Origin of the sequence: Corynebacterium sp. PCR 32, from assembly GCF_037464985.1 — a bacterium.
In the GTDB taxonomy this organism is placed as follows: domain Bacteria; phylum Actinomycetota; class Actinomycetes; order Mycobacteriales; family Mycobacteriaceae; genus Corynebacterium; species Corynebacterium kroppenstedtii_D.
Genome location: NZ_JBAHVL010000001.1, coordinates 20,570 through 43,614 on the forward strand (window position 1 = coordinate 20,570; position 23,045 = coordinate 43,614).

Genomic DNA, 23,045 nt, shown 5'->3' on the forward strand with positions numbered 1-23,045 from the left:
ATGACCGGATCAACCGGTGTTCGACCTGCTGCTACGACGTCCTGGCTGAGGCGGTTCACCCCCACTCCGGATCCCCTTGCTGCTCCTGTCATCGTCTGCCCGCACGCGGGTGCGGGGGCAGCTGCGTATCGGCCTCTTGCGGAGGCCCTCGTCAGGGAACTAGAGGTGTCGTCCCCGGCAGATCCCGCTCCTGCCGATGTGGTTGTTGCTCAGTATCCTGGTCGGCAGGATCGTGCTTCCGAGTCTGCGCCAGAGACTGTCCTTGGTTATGCGAAGGGCATGCTCCCAGAAGTGGAGGCCATGGTGCGTGGCGAGGGTGGTGCTGCTCCTCGGCCGGTGACGTTGATGGGGCACAGCATGGGTGGTCTCATCGTCTACGAAATTGCGCGTCTATTGGAGGCTCGTCGTCTTCCGGTGCGGCTCCTGGTCGTGTCAGGAACAAATTCTCCGCAGTTCACCGCGGAGGTTCCCGACCATCCCACTGAGGATGAGGCACTGCTGGAGCATATGGCCCGCATCAATGGGACGGATCCGCGGATCTTGGGTAATCAGCAGATCCTCCGCATGGCATTGCCTGTCATGAAGGCAGACTATGCGGCGTTCGACCGTTACCGGGATGAAGACACCACGCTTCTGTCTGCGCCGATTTTGGCGTTGGGTGGGGCCTCTGATGGGGGCGTATCACCGGTTTCGTTGCGAGGATGGGCGGAGCGGACGTCCAGTACTTCTCGTGTGTCGGTGTTCCAGGGAGATCATTTCTTTATCACGCACGCCACGGACGCAGTGGCGCGGACTATTGCTGGTGAGGTGGCTGCATGCGTGTGACTGGGAGACCAACGGATGACGCTGAGGCCGTCATGGCGCAGGAGGATCCTGTCGTTGTGGTGGGCATGGGCGTCGAAGCCCCAGGTGGGATCAGTGGCGCTGGTGCGTATTGGAAGGCCCTGTTTGACGGTCGTTCGTTGATGGAGCCGCTGCCACGTGATCGTGGTTGGGATGTGGATGGCCTGTTTGCGTTGCCGCGTACTCACGGGTGGGGGCCGGTACCGGACTCAGGGGGTTTCCTTCATGGTGCCGCGGAGTTTGATCCGGGTTTTTTTGGAATTTCTCCGAAAGAAACTCCGGCGCTGGATGCACAGCAGCGTGTGGCACTGCGCGTGGCGTGGGCTGCCCTCGAGCAGGCTGGCGTTGATCCTGCTGCTCTTCGCGAAGCGAACATGAGCGCTAGCCCTGGGGTGGCTGATGGATCTGCCCCTGGTACTAGCGGTTTTTCTACGCGCGGCGGTGTGTTTATGGGGGCGTCTCCCACGGGCTATGGGGCTCCTGTGGATCGTCCGGATCCGGAGCTTTCCGGGCATTGGATCACAGGTGTCGTGATGGCATCGGTGGCAGGCAGGATTTCCCACCTGTTGGGATTAGATGGCCCCAGCATGGCAGTGGATGCTGCGTGTGCGTCGTCGATCACGGCGGTGAATGAGGCGATCAATTCTTTGCGTCTAGGCCAGTGTGAGTGGGCGATAGCCGGTGGTGTCTGTGTGATGGGGTCGGCAGGTCCGTATGTTGAGTTCTCTCGGGATCGTGCGCTCGACCCGAGTGGCTACTGCCGTCCGTACTCTGCTTCGGCGGCGGGAACAGTGTGGGGTGAAGGTGCTGCCATCGTGGTTCTTGAGCGGCGTAGTCGTGCGGAGCAGCTGGGGCATCGGGTGCTGGCAGAAATCGTGGCGTCGGGGGTGAATCACAATGGGGCGGGAGCGCCGATGACCATGCCATCACAGGCTGCTCAGGAGCGGTTGTATCGGATGGTCTTAGACAGGGCAGGTCTTGTGCCGCACCAGGTTACCGTGGTCGAAGGGCACGGGACAGGGACAGCAGTGGGTGATCCGAGGGAGGCTCGTGCTGTCGCAGCGGTCTATGGCAACAGAGAGGGGTCAGTATCGCGGACTGAGCCTCTGTCGTTGGGTTCTGTGAAATCCAACCTCGGGCATGCGCAAGCTGCTGCTGGCGCGCTGGGGTTGGTGAAAATCATTCTGGCAGGTGTCCATGGCATGGTGCCACCGACGTTGCATGCTGATCCGCCGTCGCTTGAGGTGGATTGGGATGCGGTTGGCATCCAGGTGCCCACCCGTCCTGTCCGGTGGCGTGGGGTGGGGGGACGTCGGATTGGTGCTGTGTCCTCGTTCGGGGTTGCTGGCACCAACGCGCACCTCATCGTAGAGATTCCCGAGAACGAAGGAGACTAGCTGTGACCATGAGAATGCCCGACGGCACTGTGCCCGTCCTACTGAGTTCTAGTGATCCGGATGGTGTCCGTGCGGAGGCTGCGGCGCTGCGCACGTATATGGGTAACCACCCGGAGGTCACCGTCCAGCAGGTCGGTGACATCCTTGCTGCTACACGGACTCCGCGGCCTCACCGGGCACTGATACGAGTACCTCGTGAAGGACGAGACGAGCTGGTCGACGCCTTGCGCGTGCTCGAGGCTGGAGGTGTGCCCGACTCAGTGACGATGGGGCATGCCACCCCGCGTCGAATTGCGATGGTTTTCCCGGGGCAAGGTGGCCAGTATCCGGGGATGGGTTCGCTGTTCTACCGGATGAGTGACGCGTACCGGGACATTGTGGAGGAGTGTGATGCTCTCGCGCGCCGGGAGTACGATACTTTGCCGTCAACATATTTGTTGGATCCGTCGGCCCCGGAGAAGCATGATTTGATTCAACCTGCGATGTTCGTCCATATGATGGGTGTGCAGCGTATGTGGGAGCATGCGGGTATACGACCTGATATGACTGTTGGTCATAGTCAAGGGGAGATCGCGGCGTCTGTTGTTGCGGGGGCGGTGAGCCTTGAGGATGGGCTGCGAGCAGTGATTGTTCGGTCGTGTGAGATTGAGCGTGTTGCTGCCCGGGATAATCTCGCTGGGTGTCACGCGATGGCTGTGGTGGGGACGGATCGGGATACTGTGGAGCGGTTGCTTCCTGATTTGGATGGTTGGGCGGATGTCACTGTGGTGAATTCGCCGACATTGCATGCTGTCTCCGGTGATGTCCGTGCTTTGGATAATTTGGAAGTTGTGTTGAAGGAACGGGGGATTTTTGTCCGCCGTATCGCAGTGGACTTTGCTGCGCACACCCATGTGGTGGATCGTGCACGGTCGGCGATGGTGGAGCGTTTGCGGGATGCGCGTTTGGAGCCCATGGCGGATGGGCGGGTGCCTTTTATTAGTAGTGTGGTGGGGGGTCGGATTTCGGCGGGGCGTGAGCAGCCGCCGTATTGGATTGCTAATTTACGGCAGCGTGTGCGTTTTGACTTGGCTGTTCGGGCCGCGCTGGACGAGGGTGCAACGTCATTTATCGAGATGTCTTCTCACCCGACATTGTTGGTTGCGGTGAAGGAAAATATCGCCGCGGTTGGTGCTGAGGATATTCGTCTGTGTGGCACGGCGCGTCGGGAGTCTGAGGGGTTGGAGCATTTTGCGGAGAATCTGGCTGGGGTGGTGACGACGCATCGTGGTGCTGTCTTGCCTCGTCCTGCCGGGTCGGTGTGTGTTCCCCTGGATTTCCCGTCGACGGTATGGCGGAGGGCTTCGTTCTGGTCGCCGACGGGTACTGTGTCTTCGACGAGTGGTGTGCGGGGGGCGCAGCCACACATTGTGGTGGATCGGTGGGAGCCGGTGGGGGTGTGGGATCTGCCTGAGCCTCGTCGACTTCTTCTGATGACTGAGGGTCCGGCGTTGTCTCAGGGGTCTGTTGCCGCCGAAGCGGAGAGGTATGGTTCGGCGGTTGTTGCCGAGCCTGGTGATGGTGCTGTGGGGATTATTGAGGTTGTCTCATCACCATTGTCTTCTGTTGCTGAGCTCGTGGCGACGATGCATGAGTTTCTCTCCACCGCTGATCTGACGGGTTTGGACGACCTTGTGCTGGTGACCACTGGTGCGGAGGATCGTCCGGGGCTGCCAGCGGCGACTGCACCCGCGGCGGTGGCGGCGATGGCGCGGTGTATGGCGTCGGAGCTGGCGCCTGTTCGTGTGCGGCACCTGGATGTGGATCCTGCGGAGGCCCATAATGCTGCTCGTTGGGTGGTGGAGGCTGTTCATACACCGGGTGAGCCTGATATGGCGGTTGTCAGTGGAGAGCTTCGTGTTCGACGGCTGGTTCGTGAGCTACCTGCTGGGCGGGAGGGGGAGGCTGCTGGTGGGGTGGCGGATTATGGTGCTGCCGTGGTTGTGGGCGGCACGGGGGCCGTCGGGAGGGAGGTATGTCGGCGGTTAGCAGAGCGTGGAATTCCGTGGATTGTGTGTGTATCGCGCCGTGGGGCTCAGGGGGCGGGCAGTCTCGTTGCCGCAGACCTGGATGCGGTGCGTAATGCGACGGGTGCGCAGGTTGATGATCTGCGATGTGATGTCACTGACCATGATGCTGTCCGTGACCTGGGGCGTACCGTTCGTGCCGGGGTGGGGGATGGGCGAGTCCTCGTGGTGCAGTGTGCGGTGGACTACGCGGCTGCGGCGGATCTTGATTGGGAGGCGTCATTGGCGGCAAAGTCGGGCACGTTGTCGCCTCTCACCTCTGAGCTGTTGCGGGAGGGGGATCGTCTTATTGTGTTTTCGTCGATGTCGGCCAGTATTGGTGCTCGTGGTCATTGTGCGTATGCGGCGGCTAATCGGGCTGTGGAGACGGAGGCTGTGGCCAGGTTGGGGGGTTGTGCAGGGGCTCAGGTGACGGCGGTGCGCTGGGGTCTGTGGCCAGGTGTTGGGGCTAGTGCGGGCGTTGGGGGAGGCAGTGTGAGTGATATTACTGCTGCCGGTTTTCAGCCGATGGATCCTGCTTCTGCGGTGGATGCGGCACTTGCTGTGGATCCTGTGTCCGGGCCCAATGTTGTCAGCATTGCTGCGGTGGACTGGGCTCGAACTGCTGCGGTGTTTGAGGCGGTGGGGATGAGTCCTTTGTTTGATCAGGTGGTGGCAGGGGACGGAGGTGTCGGTGTGTTGTCATCGCCGGTGGGAGAGGATTCTGCGCCGGTGTGTGCTGAGCCCTCTCACCAGGATGAGCATTGTGAAGAGGTGGTGGTGGAGACGAGCAGGGTGGTACCTGGTGTTGATGACCCCGCAGGGGTTGTTGACCGTGTGGTTCGGACGAAGTTGGGTTATGCGGCGGGCGAGCCGTTGGATACTGCCATGCCTTTGGTGTCGTTGGGTATTGATTCGCTTCAGGCTCTGGATGTTCAGACGGAGTTGGCGGATGTTGCTGGTGGTGTTGTGACGGCGGCGAGCATTCTCGGGGGTGCGACGGTGGATGACTTGTGTGACATGGTTCGGAGGGAGACGGTATGACACACGTTACCGTGAATGATCCTGGTGTTATCCCTTTTCCGGCGGAGAGGGAGGAGCGTTATCGAGAGTTAGGTCTGTGGCGTGATGTCACCCTTCCTGGAGCGTTGGATGAGGCGGCGGAGCGGTATGGATCTGACACCTTTGTGGTTGACCGTTCTCGGAGTCTGAGTTTCCGGGAGGTGGCGGAATCGAGCCGTCGGTGTGGTGTGTGGTTGAGGGCGCAGGGTGTTTGTCCGGGCGATAATGTGCTGGTTTATTTGCCTAATTCTGTGGCGTGGGTGGAAGTGTATTTCGGCATTATGCGAGCTGGTGCTCGGCCGGTGATGGCGTTGAGTTCGCATGGGCGTGTTGAGCTTGCGCATGTGGCGCGGAAGGCGGGGGCCTGTGCGATTGTGACGACGGGTCGGGTGGGGTTGACCGATTATGGTGCGACAGTTCGAGCGGTAGAGGGGTCTCTGGGCGAGGATAGGTCGGTTGATGACAGGTTGATGGCTGTGGGGGTGATTGAGGTTGCTGTCGATGGTCTGCGGCCGTGGGATGAGTGTCGTTATGATGGTGGCCTTCCGCGTGCTGCGTCTGGTGATGTGGCTGTGCTGCAATTATCGGGGGGGACGACAGGTAACCCGAAGCTTATTCCTCGTTTGCATGCTGATTACGAGTATTCGTCCCGTGTGGCCGCGGAGGTGTGTGGGCTGGGGCATGGCGATGTGATGTTGATCGTGTTGCCGGTATCACACAATTTTGTGCAGACATCTCCGGGGTTGTTGGGTGCGATGGCGGTGGGGGCGACGGTGGTGTTGGCACCGGATCCGTCGCCGTCTACTGGTTTTGGTTTGTTGGATTCGCACGGTGTGACGCATGTGGCCTTGGTGCCGGCGCTGTTGTTGTCGTGGATGAATTCGGTGCAGGCTGGGGAATCGGAGCATGCTGCGTTGCGTACGGTGTGGGTGGGTGGTGCGAAGCTTAGTCGGGCTGTTGCTGTTCGTGTGGAGGGGGAGCTGGGGTGTTCACTCCAGCAAGTCTTCGGTATGGCTGAAGGGTTGTGTAATTACACGAGGTTGGGTGATGATGTGGAGGTTGTTGTTGGTACGCAGGGGCGGCCGTTGTCACCGGAGGATGAGGTTCGGGTGGTGGATGACGCTGGGGATCCTGTTCCGGATGGTGTTGAGGGGCATCTTCAGACTCGTGGCCCGTATACGATCACTGGGTATTATCGCGCTCCTGAGCATAATTGCCGTAGTTTCACCGAGGATGGGTTTTATATCAGTGGTGATCTAGTGGTGCGTGATGCGCGTGGTTATCTTACGGTCACTGGTCGGGCGAAGGACATCATCAATCGGGCAGGGGAGAAGGTGGCGCCGGAGTCGGTGGAGAACACGTTGTTGGCGATGCCGGAGGTGCATGATGCTTCGGTGGTGGGTGTTCCGGATGATGTGCTGGGTGAGAAGATTGTGGCGTATGTGATTCTTCGTGATGATTGTGGGGCGGATTGTCGGCCTACTCCTCGGCAGTTCGTGATGAGGGTTCGGCGTAGTGGTATTGCTGCTTTTGCGGTGCCTGATGAGGTTCGGATTGTGGATGAGTTTCCGCTGACGGGGGTGGGGAAGGTGAGTAAAAATCGTCAGCGGTGAGGCGGCGGTGAGTGTGGTTTTAGTTCACGACGAGTATCCAGATGGCGATGTGGTGCATGGCGGCGGCGATGATGGTGGTCGCGTGAAATACTTCATGGAATCCGAACCAGCGTTCGGATGGGTTGGGGCGTTGGATACCGTAGATGATGGCTCCTAGTGAATATGTCACTCCTCCGGCGACGATGAGTATGAGGGCGGCGAGGGGGACGACGGATGCTAGTGCTGGAGCTTTGAGAATGACGAGCCATCCCAAGACGAGGTAGATGATGACGTCAACCCAGCGGGGATGGTTGGGCCATAGGAGGGTAATGACGACGGTGCCGATTGCGGCGATCCATGCCGTGGGGAGGATCCACAGGCCGTCTGTCATGGATGTGAATGCGGAGACTGCAACGGGGGCGTATGTTCCGGCGATGAAGATGGCGATCATGGAGTGGTCTGCTCGTCGCCAGGTGTCGACGGCGTGTTTGGTGCGCCATGGTACGCGGTGGTAAAGGGCTGATACGGCGAGCATGCCTAATAAACAAGCGCTGTAGAGGATGATTGCGGCGATGAGTAGTGCGCTGTGGTGGAGGGCGGCTACGGTGGCGATGAGGGCGGTGCAGGTGCCGGCAAAGTAGATGGCGGCGATTTCGTGGAGACGGCCCCGGAAGATTGGTCGTGGGCCGCGGTCATACGGGGTGGTGGAGCCTGTATGGGGGCGAGGGGGTTCCGTCGTGGGGTGAATCATGCATGCGAGTGTAATCATTTTTGGTGTGGGGTTGTCGTGTGGAATATGGCGTCTTGTGGTGGGGTGGGTGGGCTGGTGTGTGGGGGTTGGTTGGTGATGGGGTGTGGGTGGTGTGGTTTGGGGGAGCAACGGGGGTAACGAGGTTAGACAAACCTAATTATTGTAGATAATTTGATGTCCATGAGAATGTCCCACAAAGTTGCTCGCGTTATTGCGGCCTCTATTGCAGCGTGTGCTGCCGTCTTTAGTCCAACCGTTGTTGCTCATGCCGGTGATGCTCCCGTGGCCCAGGAGCCTGCACCTCACGAGAAGTTGCCAGTTGTCTATATTTCTGGGTCTAATGAGCCGGCTTTTACGGCTGATATGTTCGCTAATGCCTTGCGTCATCGTGGTTTTGATGTCCATAACTTCCTGGTGTGGGATCCGGCTCGGCCGGAGACGAGTCCCTATGTCACTGTCAAGGGGAACTCTGCACGTATCCCTGAGTTTGTGGACAAGGTGAAGCGGGAAACGGGTGCTGACAAGGTTGATGTAGTGACCTACTCGCAGGGGGGCTTGGTTACCCGTTACTGGTTGAAGGATTTTGATGGTGCTAAGGATGTGCGGACTGTGGTGAGCTTGTCTGGCATCATTAAGGGGTCCCCGTATCAGGCGGATGCGCTGCGTAAGGGGCAGTGTCCGCCTGCTGCTTTTGAGGGTTTGGTTCCGGATGGATTCCGTAAGAACCCCACGGATGCGTGCTTGGAGATGGCCCAGGGTGGGGAGGAAGTGACGCGTTTGAACACGCCTACTGAGGCGCTTCCGGGGATCAAGTATTACAACGTCACCACTCGGCAGGAGTTTGATGCTGCGCCGTATCAGATTAATTTCATGGATGGTCCGGGCGACTATGAGAATATTGTGACTCAGGATTTGTGCCCGAATGATCCGGTGTTCCACTTGGGGTTCAATTTGTTGCCGTCTGTGCAGGGGCTTGTGGCATCTGCGTTGGAGGGTGGTCCGGTTCGTATGGAGTGTGCGGTTCCTGTTCCCCAGGGTCTGCCGACTCTCGATAGTGTGGTGCCGCCTCTCAAGGGTGCACCTGTGTAACGGTGGCGGCGGGTGTCCCTTGTGTGTGGGGCGCTTGCGGCATAGGGCAAACGTGATTGCGCCGGCAGGGTGACGTCCCTGTCGGCGCTGTGTGGTCTCTGGGGTGTGGTTGCCCCCGGGGTTGTGGTGTCGACTATCGATGGGCCGCCCATAACCATTAAGGTGAGCCTTAGTTTATGTTGCGATGTATGTTCGTTCTGTTGCAGCGTTTGTCGCTGTGGACGGGCACCGTCCCCATAGAAAGGATCTGTATGGGCAAGGGAATCGAGGGTGCCGTATTGCGGGCTCTCGGTGCGAAGGAACACCTGATCACGGTGACGGGAACATCCCGTGTCACTGACCATTTCCGTCGTGTTACCTTCCACACTGACACAATGTTGAATCCTGAGGGGGAGCCTCCAGGGGCGTGGGCGCGTTTGTGGTTTCCTGACCCAGACGGTGGCTCGAAATTGTTTCAACGTGGCTATACGATTCTCGACGCTGACCCAGAGGCGGGGACGTTCTCTGTGGAGTTCGTGATTCATCACCCGTTGGGGCCTGCCGCAGCATGGGCGAAGGATGCTGAAGTGGGTGACACTCTCGTGGGAATGCGGTATGGGGCGCATCCCTTCGAGGTGCTCGATCCGCCTCCGAAGGGGTATCTCCTTGTGGGGGATTTGGCATCCTACCCGGCGATTTCGTCGATTGCGGAGACTATTGCTGGGGATGTTCCGGTTGTGGTGTATTTGGAGAGCCATAGTCCCCTGGATGCCGAGGTGCCGCCCATTGAGGGGCCGAACATGATGGTGCAGTGGGTTGAGGAACTGCCCGATGGCCAAGGGTTGGTTCAGGCGATCAGTGGTGGTGAGTGGTCGGGCTGGTATGCCTGGGTGACTGCTGAATCATTGGCGACGCGGCGCGCGAAAACTCTGCTTCAGCGTGAATATGGTGTCGCTAAGGTCATGCTTCATGCTCACGCGTATTGGGCTCGGGGGCGGGCGATGGGTACGAGCCGGACCGTCACCGACGAGGATACTCCGATGACCAGCGTTGATGCAGATGCAATGGTGACGGTTCCGCGTTCCAATGTCGCTGCTGTGGATTGTGTCAATCAGCCGGACCGGGCCCGATCCGAAAAGCCTGACGTGGCGGTAGCATCCTCTGTGTCGGCCTCTGCATCGGAACCTGGTAGGGCGATGATGTCAGAGTTGGCCGCTGTGCCGGCGGGGTCGGGTACGCCACCGGCGTCTGTGGGGAGTGAGCAGGATAATGGGATCCTTCGCCCCGCGCGTCGAGCACTCATTGCTGGTGGTGTGGCGCAGGGGTTATTGTCGCTGATCGAGGTCGTGCCGTTCATCCTGTTTGCGGAGCTTGCGCGTCTTTTTCTCGATGGTGCGAGCCGGGATCGTTTTGTGGATACGGCTGTTGCGGCGGTTGTCGTGATGGGGGTATCAGCGGTGGGTACGGCTGTTCTTGTTTTTGCCATGCATCTCTACGATGCGGGGTTCTCTGCTGCTGTGCGGGGTCGTTTGATGCGGAAGTTGACGACGTTGCCGCTCGGCTGGTTTGAGGATCGTCGGTCTGGTGATGTGAAGAAACTTGTGGCTGATGATGTTCAGGCGCTTCATTATCTCGTGACGCATGCGGTGCTTGATCTGGTGGGTGCCATTGTGGCGCCGGTTGTGACACTTATTTATCTTTTCACTGTTCAGTGGCGTCTTGCGTTGGTGTTGCTTGTGCCGATCATTGCTTTCGTGTGGGTGATGGGGGCTATTTCGCGTCGTGATGCAGATAAGGTGGTGACTTCTCAGCGTCTCATGGCGCGTGCCTCGGGGGAGGCTCAGACGTTCATTGCTACGCGTGATCAGGCCCGGGTTTTTGGTTCTTCGTCAGTGGTTGATCTTCCTGGTACGTTGCGTCGGACGGGTGATTTTGTTGACGAGTGGCAGCGTTCTACTGGGCCGGTCAAGATCCTTGCTGTGATGATTAATCGCCCGACAACTATTCTGGGCATTCTTGTTGTTGCTGCGTGGTTGTTGATGGTGCCGGGGTGGCTCACTGCTGTGGATCTCCTGCCATTCCTTATTCTTGGGACGTCGTTCGGTGGGAAGCTTCTTGCGGCGTCGTCGAATACGGGGGCTTTGGTGACTGGTCTCGAGTCGCGGGATGGGCTTGAGCTGATGCTGGGTACGCCTGGCCTTGCGGGGCCCGCTGACCGCCCAGCCGGTGAGGGGTATATTCGCTTTTCTCAGGTGCGCTTCGGGTATGGGTCGGGTCCTGCCGTGTTGTCGGAGTTTGATCTTCAGCTTGATGCTGGCACTGTCACTGCTCTTGTTGGCCCGTCGGGGGCGGGGAAGTCAACGGTGGCTGGTCTTGTGGCGCGGTTGTGGGATCCGCAGGCGGGTCAGATCAGCATCAATGGGCGTGATGTGCGTGACATGTCACATGATGAACTGTATGCGATGGTGACTATCCTCATGCAGGATGTTCAGCTTATTCGTGCGACAGTCCGGGAGAACATTGCTCTGACCCGTCCTGATGCGACAGATCATGAGATCATGGCTGCCGCCCAGGCTGCGAATATTCATGACACTGTGATGGCGCTACCGCAGGGCTATGACACTGTGGTTGATTCTGATCGCCTCTCTGGCGGTGAGCGTCAGCGTATTGGTATTGCCCGGGCGCTGCTTGCTGATACACCCATTGTTGTTCTTGATGAGGCTACAGCGGCGGCTGACCCTGACTCGGAGTGGGCCATCCGCCAAGGGCTCAGCCGCCTGCTCGCGGGGCGGACAGTGCTCATGATTGCGCACCGGTTGCACACTGTGCGTGATGCGGATCGGATTATTGTTCTCGACGGCGGTCGCATTGTCGAGGATGGTACTCACCAGCAACTTCTTGAGGCGGGGAACGTGTACACCGAGTTGTGGAACGCCACGGCGGCCACGGCAGCTGCTCACTCCACAGGGGGGAACCACTGATGTTGACTCACCTTCATGCCCTGACTGGTGGCGGACGTCGTTTCTGGGCATTTCTCACATTGACCGCGGGGTCCGCGGTGCTCCAGGCTGGTGCCGTGCTGGCGTTGTTTCCGACGTTTAGCAGGCTGTTTGGTGATGATCCCCTCTCGGCGTGGCCATGGGTGTTCGTTGTGGTTGCGCTTATTACGGCGACATGGTGTATCGACGTCATTGCGTCCCGGGTGGGGCTTTCCGTGGGGATCCACGTCATGCGTGTCATTCATTCTCGAATGCCTGAGGCTGTTCTTTCGTGGTCATCGGCTGAGCTGACGCCGGAGAGGGCGGCGTCGTTGCGCCAGCTTGTCTCTCATCGGGCCACGGAGGCGACAAGTGCTGTGGTCCTCATGATGTCCCCGGTGATCACTGCCGTTGTGTTTACCCCAGCCTTAGGTGTGGGTCTTCTTGCTGTGTCAGTGCCTGTCGCCGTGGTCACTGTTGGTGGTGGGTGTGCTGTCCTGGGTGCACTGTGGTTAAGTATTCGCTTGCAGGCTCGTTCGGACGCAGCGTTGTCCCGGGCGACGGAGGAGCTGGATTCTCGTCTTTTCGAGTTCGCGTGGGCGCAGCCGTCGTTGCGTACTGCCCGTCGGGTATCGGTGGGGGAAGCTCGTGTTCATGATGCTATTGATTCTGCCCGCCGTCGTTCCCTTCGCTTGCTGTTGTGGCAGATCCCTGGGGAATTGATTTTCAGTGTTGTCCTTCAGGTGGTTCTTCTTGCTTTCGGTATTACTGCGTGGAATGCCTATGATTCGGGCGCGGTGTCAGCGATTGGTGCGGCGACGCTTGTCATTGTGTTGCTTCGCGTGGTTGAACAGGTCACCACTGTGTCCGGGTCGGTGTCGGGGGTGATGGCGGTGACCCGCACACTCGCCGACATTCGTGACATTTCACGTGTGACACCAGTGACCCCAACTGTGCCGTCCCTGGTTGCGCCTCACGTGGTGACTGATGGCCTTGAGGTCACTTATGGTGATGGTACAACGGCCCTGTCGGGAGCATCACTTGATCTGGAGCCGGGAACGGTCACTGTCGTGGTGGGGCGTTCGGGGTCGGGCAAGTCGACTCTGCTCAGTGCGCTCGCTGGTCTTGAAGCGCCGTCAGCGGGGAGTATTTCGCTGGCTGGGCCGGGTGGTGCACCGGCGTCGGTGGGGGACTTGCGGGGCCATGCGTCCGTCATTTTCCAGGACACTTCGCTCAGTGCCGGGACTGTGCGCGAGAATGTGCTTGCTGTGGATCCGGAGCTCACTGAGGACAGGCTTGCCGAGATTGCTCGTGCAGCTCAGCTCACACCGGCGCTGGATCGTTTGTCTGAGGGGTGGGATACGTCCGTTGGTGAGCGTGGTTCCCACCTCTCTGGTGGTGAACGGCAACGGGTGGGTATTGCTCGTGCGCTTGCGAAGCCATCTCGATTCCTGCTTGTTGATGAGGCGACGTCTGCGCTTGATGCACGGAATGAGCGTGCTGTGGTCGAGGCAATTTCCGCGATTCGTGCGGATTATACGACTGTGATGGTGACGCATAGTCCGGCGATCCTCGAGATTGCCGATAAGGTGGTCGTTATGGATGGTGGCCGGATTGTTGAGTACGGTGCGCCGGATGTTGTGGGCGCCGCTGGCGGTGAGTTCAGTCGGATTCTTGAGGAGTGGCGTCGTTCTGCCGCCTGGCATGTTTAATGAGGGGAAGGCTGGTGCGGTGTGGCCACGTTGTCACGCGCGGTTGGTGGGGGTATTAGCATCGTTGGGGTTCTCACCCCGGCGAATTAGAAGTTTTCGCAGGTGATGTGTATTATTTTTGACCGGTGTCTCTCATCAACGTGGGGGGTGCCGGGGCTAGCCATTGAGGGATCTTGTTAAGGGATGTCGAATGGCCGGTTCACCTGCATAAACGTAGTCAACCAGATGCTCAACGAGGCATCGGGAAACGTGGAGGATATGGCCAAGAAGGAAGGCGCTATCGAGGTTGAAGGCCGCATCATTGAGCCTTTGCCTAACGCGATGTTCCGTGTAGAGCTGGATAATGGGCACAAGGTGCTTGCACACATCTCCGGTAAAATGCGGCAACACTACATCCGTATTCTTCCCGAGGATCGCGTCGTCGTGGAACTCTCCCCGTACGATCTCTCCCGTGGACGTATCGTCTACCGCTACAAGTAAGCAGAACAGACTTATCAGCCTCCTCATCTCCGTAGGGTGGTAGAGCTCCCGCGGTTCACATATCTGTGATTCCGGACAGCTTGAACGGCAATGGCCTGTGACAAACAGGTCGTCTCCATCCGACGAATCAGCCTCTGGCCACGGTGGCCGGAGCCTTGTCACAAGCGCAATGCGCTACTCGGCGCCGACCGAGCACCATTGACCAATTGTCAAGGATGAGTGGGGAGAAAACCACCGTGACAACCGGAAGGATTTTGCCATATGGCACGCCTTGCTGGAGTTGACCTCCCGCGCAACAAGCGCATGGAAGTCGCTCTCACTTACATCTACGGCATTGGTCCGACCAGTGCTAAGCAGCTTCTTGAGAAGACGCACATCTCTCCTGACCTGCGTACCGACGCTCTGACTGATGATCAGGTCGCGCAGCTTCGTGACGCCATCGAGGCCGAGTACACCGTCGAAGGTGACCTGCGCCGCCAGGTGCAGGCCGATATTCGCCGTAAGATCGAAATCGGTAGCTACCAGGGACTTCGCCACCGTCGTGGCCTTCCTGTCCGTGGTCAGCGCACTAAGACGAACGCTCGTACCCGCAAAGGCCCGAAGAAAACGATCGCAGGAAAGAAGAAGTAATACATGCCTCCGAAGACTCGTTCCGGCGCACGCCGTTCCGGCCGTCGCGTCGTCAAGAAGAATGTGACCAATGGTCACGCCTACATCAAGTCCACTTTCAACAACACTATCGTGTCTATCACGGATCCCAACGGTGCTGTGATCTCGTGGGCGTCCTCCGGACATGTCGGGTTCAAAGGTTCCCGTAAGTCCACTCCCTTCGCCGCACAGATGGCCGCGGAGTCTGCAGCTCGCAAGGCTCAGGAGCATGGCCTGAAGAAGGTTGAGGTTTTTGTTAAGGGCCCGGGTTCTGGTCGTGAGACCGCTATCCGTTCCCTGCAAGCAGCCGGCCTGGAAGTTAATTCCATCTCCGACGTCACGCCCCAGCCGCACAACGGCTGCCGTCCGCCGAAACGTCGCCGCGTTTAAGGGAAGAGGAGAGATAAACAATGGCCCGTTATACCGGTCCCGCAACACGTAAGTCCCGTCGCCTCCGCGTTGACCTCGTCGGTGGAGACGCCAGCTTCGAGCGCCGCCCCTACCCCCCGGGACAGGCTGGCCGCGCCCGCATCAAAGAATCCGAGTACTTGCTCCAGCTGCAGGAGAAGCAGAAAGCACGCTTCACCTATGGTGTTATGGAGAAACAGTTCCGCCGTTACTACGCTGAGGCGAACCGTCGCCCCGGTAAAACCGGTGACAACCTGATGGTCCTGCTGGAATCACGCCTGGACAACGTCGTGTACCGTGCAGGCCTTGCCCGCACGCGTCGTCAGGCTCGTCAGCTGGTTTCTCACGGTCACTTCACCGTGAACGGCAAGAAGGTCAACATCCCATCTTTCCGGGTTTCTCAGTACGACATCATCGATGTTCGTGAGAAATCTCAGAAGATGGTCTGGTTCGACGAAGCACAGGAGACCCTCGCGGACGCAGTTGTTCCCGCTTGGCTCCAGGTTGTTCCGTCAACCCTGCGCATCCTCGTGCACCAGCTGCCCGAGCGCGCTCAGATCGAGGTTCCGATTCAGGAACAGCTGATCGTCGAGTTCTACTCGAAGTAACAGCATTGCCGCTGCCGGCTATGGCCCTTGTGTTCCTTCTGGGCACAGCGTTCATCGCCGTCACGGTGTCATCCACTTGTCCCTTCCAGGCGTCATATAGCGGTCGCCACCAGGAGGAATTACTACATGCTCATTTCACAGCGCCCCCAGTTGACCGAGGATTACATTGATTCCTCACGGTCACGGTTTGTTATCGAACCACTCGAACCTGGTTTCGGCTACACCCTCGGCAACTCGCTGCGTCGTACTCTGCTGTCGTCCATTCCGGGTGCAGCTGTTACGAGTATCCGCATCGAAGGTGTCCTTCATGAATTCACCACGGTCCCCGGTGTGACTGAAGATGTCTCCGACATCATCCTGAACATCAAGGGCTTGGTGCTGTCGTCGGATTCTGATGACCCGGTCACCATGTACATCCGTAAAGAGGGTCCGGGGGAGGTCACCGCTGGTGACATCATGCCTCCGGCTGGTGTGGAAGTTCACAATCCAGAGATGCACATCGCTACCCTGAATGAGCAGGGGAAACTCGACATTGAACTTGTCGTTGAGCGGGGTCGCGGATATGTTCCTGCGGCTCAAACCACCGGCGAGATTGGGCGTATTCCCGTTGACCAGATTTACTCTCCTGTTCTCAAGGTGAGCTACAAGGTTGAGGCAACCCGTGTCGAACAGCGCACGGACTTCGACCGTCTGGTTATTGATGTCGAGACCAAGAATTCCATCACCGCCCGTGATGCGATGGCATCCGCCGGTGGAACCCTGGTTGAACTCTTCGGACTTGCTCGTGAGCTCAATACTGCATCTGAAGGCATTGAGATTGGCCCCTCCCCGCAGGAGAGTGAGCACATCCAGGCCTACAGCATGCCCATCGAGGACTTGAATTTCTCCGTGCGTAGTTACAACTGCTTGAAGCGCGAGGAAATTCACACGGTGGGCGAGTTGGCAGCACGTACCGAGTCCGATCTTCTGGATATTCGCAACTTCGGTCAGAAGTCCATCAATGAAGTCAAGGTTAAGCTTGCTGGTCTTGGTCTCGCGTTGAAGGACGCTCCCGAAGGCTACGATGTTTCAGAAATTGAAGGCTACGACGCTGAAACTGGCGAGTGGATTGATACTGAAGGCGAAGACATCGCCGAGTAGTCAGCGGTTTTCGCCTACTCTCATGTCCGCACCGTCGACGAGAATCTATCACTGCAGTTCATTGTTGTGTGTGATGGTGTCGGCCTAAGTGGACGAGTAGAAAAGTCGCTCATAATAATTCGTCACGAGGAGAAAATTCCATGCCTACCCCAAAGAAGGGTGCCCGGCTCGGAGGATCCCCTTCCCACCAGCGGAAGATCCTCTCCAACCTGGCAGCCCAACTTTTCGAACACGGTGCTATCCGCACCACGGATGCCAAAGCTAAGCTGCTTCGTCCCTATGCTGAAAAGCTCATCACGAAGGCGAAGTCTGGTACGTTGGCTGACCGTCGTAACGTTGCGAAGGTGATCCCGAACAAGGAGATTCTCTCTACCTTGTTCGATGACATCGCACCGAAGGTTGCTGACCGTAATGGTGGCTATACCCGCATCATTAAGCTGGAGAACCGTAAAGGTGACAATGCTCCGATGTCCCAGATTTCTTTGGTGACTGAGGAACTCGTCTCCAGCGAGGCGAGCCGCGCAACTCGCGCTGCGGCGTCCAAGAAGGCTGATGAAGCAGCCTCTGAAGAGGAGTAAATTCTTTTTCAACGGTAGTGGCCATGGGGAATTCCTTGTGGCTCGCCGATCGTAAGGTGGCCTGCACGGATGGGATCCGGGGCAGGCCATTTTTCATGTCTCACGCGGTGGAGCGTCCATCGTGCCCGGGGTCAAGTGGGGGTGGTGAGGACGCGTGAGGTGTGGAAACGAGCGGTGTGCGTGGCCCCGAATGGGCATCGGCGACGAGGAGGCTGCTGTGAGCGATCGTGATCGTGACTTTTGATAGCTCTCGTCTCACCCGCCGCATGTGTTTTGGTTATCACCGTATGCGGTTTTGTACTCAGGTAGGTCGTATCGGCAATACCAAGAGAAATGGGGGCCGTCTTTGTCCTCCTTGGCTACCCCGTCCTGGATGGTGAATGTGATTCGGGTTCCCGGCTGATATGTTGCACCAGCACCGTCTCCTGGCTGGTTGATCGATTCGACAGTTGTGTTAATTTTTCCGGCTGCAGCGCTGCCAGTTACTGAATTTATCTTGAGGTTGACGTCGTACTCTACCTCACTGGCCCCATTGCTGGAGTGGAAGGTACCAGTCCCATCCCGGGAAATAGACAATCCTCGGGTGTGGCCGATCCAATCACCGATGGCCCATGCGGGGATAATCCCCCGTGTTGACGTGTCGGCTCCGGCCGGTGCACCGGTGGTGTTTCCTTGTCGTTGTGGATCTGCGGCGTTGTGAGTGGGGTTGGTTGTGGTTGCGTGTGGTGACGGGTGTGATGGGGAGGGCGACGAGGGCGTTGCTGTGTGAGACGATGCTGCTGTTCGTGATGTGATCGTGGAGGTGACGACGGTGGTGGTATGGGGGCCTGCGTTGTCGTCGTTGGAATCACAGGCGGCGAGTGTCGAGCTGAGTGCTGCGGCTATGCAGAGTGCAGCAACAGTGTGAGGGACAGGAAGCAATGCTTTGTGTTCCATAGTTTTAGAGTACTCATCGAGAACAGCAGTTCGGCAGAAAAAGCCGAATGACGCCCGTAGGAAAAACATGTTCGCGCTCGACAGTGATACTTAACTGCACTGCGCACCGTGTTCTGATAGGACCATCTGGTGTTCATCGTGTGGGGTGGTTAGAGTGTCAGCGTGAATTCGAATGATAAGCCCACTGATCCCACGGAGCTGTGCAACACCCAGCTCGATCATGGTGCCCTGGTTCCAGGGCATACCCCAACAACGGGGACGGGCCTACACGAACAGCAGAACAGTCCGGACTATGTCCGTCTCCGGCTGGATATTGCCTATGATGGCACTGATTTCCATGGGTGGGCGCGTCAGAATGATGTCCGCTCTGTCCAGGAGGATATTGAGCAGGCATTACAGACAGTGGTTCGCCAGCCGGTCCAGTTGGTTGTTGCTGGTCGGACGGATGCGGGGGTGCATGCGTCGGGGCAGGTGGCGCATGTCGACGTTCCGAGAGAAATGTTGACGACGCGGAGTATTCACAACGATCCATCGACGTTGGTGTCTCGCTGTGCTCGGTTGTTGCGACCGGATGTCCGCATTCGTGCGTGTTCGTTTGCACCCGACGGATTTGATGCCAGATTTTCAGCACTTCGACGGCATTACGTGTACCGCGTGACGACGAGTCCTTCTGGTGCTATGCCAACGCGTGCTCGCGATACTGCAGTGTGGCGTCGGCCGGTGGATCTCGACGCCATGAATTCAGCAGCGGAGGTGGTCATTGGGCTTCATAACTTCGCAGCATTCTGCCGCGCGCGACCTCATGCGACCACGATCCGTGACGTGCAGGGGTTCGTCTGGCGTGATGTGTCGACGGCGTGTGAGCCCGAGGTGTATGAGGCGCGAGTGTCGGCGGATGCGTTTTGCTGGAATATGGTGCGGTCCCTGGTCGGAGCCTGTTTGGCCGTGGGGGAGGGAAAGCGCCCGGATGGTTTCATGGAGGAGATGCTGCACCAGAATGGGCGTCACCCCATGGTTCCTGTGGCACCGGCGAATGGTCTGACGTTGACCGGGGTGGATTATCCTGCTGACAGTGAGTTAGCTGCTCGTGCGGAGCAGACCCGGGGAGTGCGGAGCCTCAACTAGGGGCATGATGTCGTCGGCGTCGATGACGGTCCGAGCTTCGCGCCATCGTTGTGACGTGGATTCACGGATGACGTCGAGGATAGTCCCGGCGGTCGTCTGCGTTGTGGCCCAGGTGATGGATGTGTCCGCGCAATCCCAAATTTCTAGGTCAGTTGTGCGCCGCAGATGGTTGGTGTCGGGTGTCGATGTCTGTTCTGGTATGGCGTCGTTGATGGCGGCGTCGGGGGTCGAGTGGGCATCATCCTGGCGGTGCGGGCATACGATGATATCGAAAGGGCTTGATACCCATGAGCCTGGTGTGTCGGTGATGACGGCAACGCGGCGTCCAGATTTCCGCACGTGATCTGCTATTTGTTGTGCAGCTCGGCATTGTGGCGGGTGTCCGGAGCCTGAGGGTGCGTCGTTAGATGTGATGGCGATCCGGCCGAAGGAATCGGGGAGGGCAGGGGAACCTGTGGCAATGGTCGTGCGTTGTGTGCCAGTGGGCTGCGGTAGGCGTACCTCGCGGAGATATCCTTTCCACCCGGGTTGTTCTCCTACGGTTCGAGATGGCCAGGCTTGCCAGCCACAGCTGCGGGCGAATGCCATCGTGCTGGCAGCGTCGGTGGAGGGGAGATCAACAAAGAGCCTCCAGGTGGTGTCGATGTGGTTCTGCCCATGTGTGGTGTGTGCCGCGAGGAGGCGGGTTCCTGTGAGAGATGTTGATGTGAGGGTGATCGGTGTTCCCACGGTTCGTTGAAGAACGGCGAGGAACACGGGGGCAGGGTAGGCGTGATCCCTGGGATAGACCTCGAAGGTTGTGGTGGGAGTCGCGGGGTCGGGGCGGGTTGTGGTGAGGGAGTTCCATGGCCAGCGCCACAGTAGGCCAATGATGATCGGGCCGACGCAGGCGACCACGATGAAAAAATCCCCCATGTTTACTCCCCCATGTATCCCGAAAGTGGCTGCCCCATGAGGCAGCCACAGCAATCGTATACGAGACGCGTGGGGGAGGGAACTCCTAGAGGAAGTGCCGAACCTTGGTGAAGATTTCGGGGTAATGCGAGTCAATCCGTTTCGAACATACGAGGAATGCCGCAGTGACCACTGCAAGACCAGCCACAAGTGAATAGACAGGTGTAAACCATGCTCCGGCGAGTCCACATAGCGGAATAATGACGCCTGGTGTCGCAATGATGGCGTATCCGACCATGGTGACTATCATCGCTATGAAGGCAGCACCGGATTGGTTTCCAGTGGTTTTCATGGGGTTGCTTCCCGGTGTGATGGCTGGGTACGGGTTGAATGTTGATAGAACTAAGCCGAGTGCTGGTCCGGTAAAAATACACGCGATAAATGCACCCATGATCATGATTTTGTGATCGGTGTGGAAATCGGAGAAGATCGCCATTCCGATAATGCATGGAATAGCCACGATGATGTTGAAAACAAATCCGACCGTAATTTTGGATATAGCGAGATGGCGTCCGCGAACACCGGCGACGATGTGTGCCCAGTTTGCTGGGCCGTCAAATCCAAAATCATTCGCTATAAAATTGCTACTACCGACGGCGGATGTGTAAATGGATGCAAAGACCATGCCGTGGTTTTTTGAAACAATTCCGACGATTAAGAATACAGCTGAAAATATTGGTAGGGTGAGCACGGAATACTTGACCCGCATATCTCTATTCCAGTATTTCAGTTGGCGCGATATTAATGCGCCGACGATCGTATGGGGGACTCCTGGAAGATAAAATGCTTCCTTGGCTGACACTGCCGTGGAATCTCCGGAGGGGTGTGCGGCGGAGGCGAAATCGTCAGCGATGGCCAGGGACCAGAGACGAAGACCAGCGGCAATGTAGACCAGTGTGACGATTGTTCGTAGGACAAGCAGGATCCATGCGTTGCTGGCTGCGTCGTCAATGAGAGCGGGGCCTGATGCTAATGGGGTCCATCCAGCAATGCGAATTGTCCAGTCAAGAAGAGGCCCCATCGTGGATGAGGATGATTCGTACGAAAAGGACTGAATGAGGACAACAATAATGACAACAATGATCGTTATTAAGAGTGATATCTGGTTTCTCCACGATCGGGGTTTCCCAGTGGAACCAAAAAAGACAACCAATGCTTGATTGACAATAAGCAAGCAGGTAATACCCAGAATGAGTCCGATAATTCCAACGATAGCAATGCCCCATTGTCCAGTGGTATGACCTGATAGAATCACTGCAGCCATTGTTGCCAGCGTGACGGCAATGGCGATAAGCGCGCGGCTTTGAAGAACTATTGTCGGAATGAGAGCACGGACGAGCATGGACGGCTTGATGGGAAATTGAGCAAGTTTCGCTGGTTGGACGGTGTTTTCTCCGGAAGGCCACACGATGGCAGTAAAGAGGAAAACCATGCCCCCTAACGCTGCGAAGGCAGTCCACGGAGCTGCGGGAATGGGCCCCTGGAACCCATCGACAATGTGTGCGCCAGGGGCGGAGGTGGAAAAACGGCCTGTTGTGGTGGCGATATCGACGCACCTTGAGGCGGTAAATGCGACCCCACCCGCTGCGTATAGTCCCGTGATGATGGCGAGCAGCCATTGCGTTGCACCGTCATACCATGATTTTTTCCACGCGTGCAGGTGCAGGCGGAATATGGTGGAGCGTACGTGTTTGTCCCGTGGTCGTGCAGCGTGCCGTGCTCTCGTATGTCCTGAATGATCGGACTGGATCATGATGCTAACCACCCAAGACTTCCTTCAGCGAGGTGACCACCACCGACCATGGTCAAGAAGGTGTCGGTCAAACTCGCCCCGCGTCGTACCTCATCGGTGGTTCCGCTGGTTAACACTCGGCCGTTGTGCATGATGGCAACGTGGTCACACAGCCCCTCGACGACCTCCATGACGTGGGAACTCATGATGATGGTTCCGCCTGCCTTGACATAGGTTGTGAGGATGGTGCGAATAATTTGAGCTGATACCGGGTCGACTGCTTCTAATGGTTCGTCGAGGATAAGAAGGTGGGGTCGATGAATAAGTGCTTGTGCTAGCAGAATCTTTTTTGTCATTCCCGCGGAATAATCGGCGATGATTGTGTTGCCGGCGTCCTTGAGGTCTAAAACGTCGAGGAGCTCATCGGCTCGCTTGTTGACGGTGCGGTCATCCATTCCGCGGAGTGCGCCGGAAAAGTGGAGGAGTTCTTTTCCGGAGAGGCGTTCAAATGTGGGGAGCCCGTCGGCGAGGAGACCGAATGTTGCTTTGGCGGCGGTGGGGTTGTTCCATACGTTGACGCCGTTGATCCATACGGATCCGGCATCGGGGCGAAGGAGGCCGGTGGCGATGGAGATGGCGGTCGTTTTGCCAGCGCCGTTCGGGCCCACAAGCCCGTAAAAACTGCCGCGGGGGATATCGATGTTTAAGTGTTCGACGGCTGGTTTTCCGTGGAAGTTTTTGTAGAGGTGCCGGATCGCGAGTGCTTGGGTGGTGGGGTCCTCAGCCAGTGGTGCGATGTGGGGAGACGTGGGGGCAGTGGTAGCTGGTGGATGTTGTGTGGGGGGTGTGGTGTCGGGGGCGGCGTGCCTCGGTGAGTACGGGGTGGTGCTATCCGTGTGTCGGGGAGTGTTGGGTAGTGGGTCCACAATAGACAGGTTAACTGACGGTAAGGGGATGTTGCCTCCATGGTGTAGCTTATGTGGGCACA

General features: G+C 58.1%; 19 protein-coding genes. 14 read left to right on the plus strand and 5 right to left on the minus strand.

What is annotated here, in order from left to right; all coding sequences use genetic code 11:
• Genes V5S80_RS00045 through V5S80_RS00060 form a run of 4 tightly spaced genes read left to right on the plus strand, consistent with a single transcriptional unit; the run spans nt 1 to nt 6,960 of the window.
• The gene (locus tag V5S80_RS00045) at nt 1–825 is read left to right on the plus strand and encodes a thioesterase II family protein (RefSeq protein ID WP_395168730.1); all 825 of its coding nucleotides are present in this window, start codon (nt 1–3) and stop codon (nt 823–825) included.
• Nucleotides 822–2,240, plus strand: coding sequence for a polyketide synthase (locus V5S80_RS00050; protein WP_395168731.1), 1,419 nt, complete (start codon nt 822–824; stop codon nt 2,238–2,240). The genes V5S80_RS00045 and V5S80_RS00050 overlap by 4 nt, the downstream gene beginning before the upstream one ends.
• An 8-nt stretch (nt 2,241–2,248) precedes the next feature.
• On the plus strand, nt 2,249–5,329 hold the full coding sequence (locus V5S80_RS00055; protein WP_395169381.1) for an SDR family NAD(P)-dependent oxidoreductase: 3,081 nt from the start codon (nt 2,249–2,251) through the stop codon (nt 5,327–5,329).
• Nucleotides 5,326–6,960, plus strand: coding sequence for a (2,3-dihydroxybenzoyl)adenylate synthase (locus tag V5S80_RS00060; protein ID WP_395168732.1), 1,635 nt, complete (start codon nt 5,326–5,328; stop codon nt 6,958–6,960). Before V5S80_RS00055 ends, V5S80_RS00060 begins: the two co-directional genes overlap by 4 nt.
• Before the next feature lie 19 nt (nt 6,961–6,979).
• Here the strand turns inward: V5S80_RS00060 and V5S80_RS00065 are convergent, their stop codons facing one another.
• Complete coding sequence (locus V5S80_RS00065) at nt 6,980–7,690, minus strand: hemolysin III family protein (RefSeq protein ID WP_395168733.1); 711 nt, start codon at nt 7,688–7,690, stop codon at nt 6,980–6,982.
• A gap of 180 nt (nt 7,691–7,870) precedes the next feature.
• On the opposite strand from V5S80_RS00065, the gene V5S80_RS00070 reads away from it, so the two are divergent.
• The 9 genes from V5S80_RS00070 to rplQ all read left to right on the plus strand — a co-directional run bounded on the left by V5S80_RS00070 (nt 7,871) and on the right by rplQ (nt 17,310).
• Nucleotides 7,871–8,779, plus strand: coding sequence for an esterase/lipase family protein (locus V5S80_RS00070; RefSeq protein WP_395168734.1), 909 nt, complete (start codon nt 7,871–7,873; stop codon nt 8,777–8,779).
• 251 nt (nt 8,780–9,030) lie between these two features.
• Nucleotides 9,031–11,739 carry an ABC transporter ATP-binding protein/permease gene (locus V5S80_RS00075; RefSeq protein WP_395168735.1) on the plus strand — a complete coding sequence of 903 codons (2,709 nt, stop codon included), beginning with the start codon at nt 9,031–9,033 and terminating at the stop codon, nt 11,737–11,739.
• On the plus strand, nt 11,739–13,448 hold the full coding sequence (locus tag V5S80_RS00080; protein ID WP_395168736.1) for an ATP-binding cassette domain-containing protein: 1,710 nt from the start codon (nt 11,739–11,741) through the stop codon (nt 13,446–13,448). The genes V5S80_RS00075 and V5S80_RS00080 overlap by 1 nt, the downstream gene beginning before the upstream one ends.
• A 258-nt stretch (nt 13,449–13,706) precedes the next feature.
• Nucleotides 13,707–13,928: a translation initiation factor IF-1 gene (gene infA / locus V5S80_RS00085; RefSeq protein ID WP_395169382.1), complete on the plus strand. Its 222-nt coding sequence runs from the start codon at nt 13,707–13,709 to the stop codon at nt 13,926–13,928.
• A 261-nt stretch (nt 13,929–14,189) separates the two neighbouring features.
• On the plus strand, nt 14,190–14,558 hold the full coding sequence (rpsM, locus tag V5S80_RS00090; protein ID WP_395168737.1) for a 30S ribosomal protein S13: 369 nt from the start codon (nt 14,190–14,192) through the stop codon (nt 14,556–14,558).
• Between the two features lie 3 nt (nt 14,559–14,561).
• Nucleotides 14,562–14,966, plus strand: coding sequence for a 30S ribosomal protein S11 (gene rpsK / locus V5S80_RS00095; RefSeq protein ID WP_395168738.1), 405 nt, complete (start codon nt 14,562–14,564; stop codon nt 14,964–14,966).
• A gap of 20 nt (nt 14,967–14,986) precedes the next feature.
• Nucleotides 14,987–15,592, plus strand: coding sequence for a 30S ribosomal protein S4 (gene rpsD, locus V5S80_RS00100; protein WP_395168739.1), 606 nt, complete (start codon nt 14,987–14,989; stop codon nt 15,590–15,592).
• Nucleotides 15,593–15,718: 126 nt separating this feature from the next.
• Entirely contained in the window at nt 15,719–16,732 is a 1,014-nt protein-coding gene (locus tag V5S80_RS00105) for a DNA-directed RNA polymerase subunit alpha (RefSeq protein WP_395168740.1), read from the plus strand.
• Between the two features lie 140 nt (nt 16,733–16,872).
• Nucleotides 16,873–17,310, plus strand: coding sequence for a 50S ribosomal protein L17 (gene rplQ, locus V5S80_RS00110; RefSeq protein WP_395168741.1), 438 nt, complete (start codon nt 16,873–16,875; stop codon nt 17,308–17,310).
• Between the two features lie 255 nt (nt 17,311–17,565).
• On the opposite strand, the gene V5S80_RS00115 is transcribed toward rplQ, so the two are convergent.
• The gene (locus V5S80_RS00115; protein WP_395168742.1) at nt 17,566–18,246 is read right to left on the minus strand and encodes a hypothetical protein; all 681 of its coding nucleotides are present in this window, start codon (nt 18,244–18,246) and stop codon (nt 17,566–17,568) included.
• 228 nt (nt 18,247–18,474) lie between these two features.
• Between V5S80_RS00115 and truA the strand changes: the two genes are divergently transcribed.
• Nucleotides 18,475–19,371, plus strand: a complete 897-nt coding sequence (gene truA, locus V5S80_RS00120) for a tRNA pseudouridine(38-40) synthase TruA (protein WP_395169383.1) — start codon at nt 18,475–18,477, stop codon at nt 19,369–19,371.
• Here the strand turns inward: truA and V5S80_RS00125 are convergent.
• From V5S80_RS00125 to V5S80_RS00135, 3 genes are all read right to left on the minus strand, one after another.
• Nucleotides 19,324–20,286 (minus strand): hypothetical protein, encoded by a 963-nt coding sequence (locus V5S80_RS00125; RefSeq protein ID WP_395168743.1) that lies wholly within the window; start codon nt 20,284–20,286, stop codon nt 19,324–19,326. The genes truA and V5S80_RS00125 overlap by 48 nt on opposite strands.
• Nucleotides 20,287–20,371: 85 nt before the next feature.
• Nucleotides 20,372–22,090: a hypothetical protein gene (locus V5S80_RS00130; RefSeq protein WP_395168744.1), complete on the minus strand. Its 1,719-nt coding sequence runs from the start codon at nt 22,088–22,090 to the stop codon at nt 20,372–20,374.
• Complete coding sequence (locus tag V5S80_RS00135; protein ID WP_395169384.1) at nt 22,075–22,854, minus strand: ABC transporter ATP-binding protein; 780 nt, start codon at nt 22,852–22,854, stop codon at nt 22,075–22,077. Before V5S80_RS00135 ends, V5S80_RS00130 begins: the two co-directional genes overlap by 16 nt.
• Between the last annotated feature and the right edge of the window lie 191 nt (nt 22,855–23,045).

Coding starts and splice junctions, on each gene's coding strand:
- V5S80_RS00045 (WP_395168730.1), top strand. CDS start 1: ATGACCGGATCAACCGGTGTTCGACCTGCTGCTACGACGTCCTGGCTG.
- V5S80_RS00055 (WP_395169381.1), top strand. CDS start 2,249: ATGAGAATGCCCGACGGCACTGTGCCCGTCCTACTGAGTTCTAGTGAT.
- V5S80_RS00060 (WP_395168732.1), top strand. CDS start 5,326: ATGACACACGTTACCGTGAATGATCCTGGTGTTATCCCTTTTCCGGCG.
- V5S80_RS00065 (WP_395168733.1), bottom strand. CDS start 7,690: ATGATTCACCCCACGACGGAACCCCCTCGCCCCCATACAGGCTCCACC.
- V5S80_RS00070 (WP_395168734.1), top strand. CDS start 7,871: ATGAGAATGTCCCACAAAGTTGCTCGCGTTATTGCGGCCTCTATTGCA.
- V5S80_RS00075 (WP_395168735.1), top strand. CDS start 9,031: ATGGGCAAGGGAATCGAGGGTGCCGTATTGCGGGCTCTCGGTGCGAAG.
- V5S80_RS00080 (WP_395168736.1), top strand. CDS start 11,739: ATGTTGACTCACCTTCATGCCCTGACTGGTGGCGGACGTCGTTTCTGG.
- infA (WP_395169382.1), top strand. CDS start 13,707: ATGGCCAAGAAGGAAGGCGCTATCGAGGTTGAAGGCCGCATCATTGAG.
- rpsM (WP_395168737.1), top strand. CDS start 14,190: ATGGCACGCCTTGCTGGAGTTGACCTCCCGCGCAACAAGCGCATGGAA.
- rpsK (WP_395168738.1), top strand. CDS start 14,562: ATGCCTCCGAAGACTCGTTCCGGCGCACGCCGTTCCGGCCGTCGCGTC.
- rpsD (WP_395168739.1), top strand. CDS start 14,987: ATGGCCCGTTATACCGGTCCCGCAACACGTAAGTCCCGTCGCCTCCGC.
- V5S80_RS00105 (WP_395168740.1), top strand. CDS start 15,719: ATGCTCATTTCACAGCGCCCCCAGTTGACCGAGGATTACATTGATTCC.
- rplQ (WP_395168741.1), top strand. CDS start 16,873: ATGCCTACCCCAAAGAAGGGTGCCCGGCTCGGAGGATCCCCTTCCCAC.
- V5S80_RS00115 (WP_395168742.1), bottom strand. CDS start 18,246: ATGGAACACAAAGCATTGCTTCCTGTCCCTCACACTGTTGCTGCACTC.
- V5S80_RS00125 (WP_395168743.1), bottom strand. CDS start 20,286: ATGGGGGATTTTTTCATCGTGGTCGCCTGCGTCGGCCCGATCATCATT.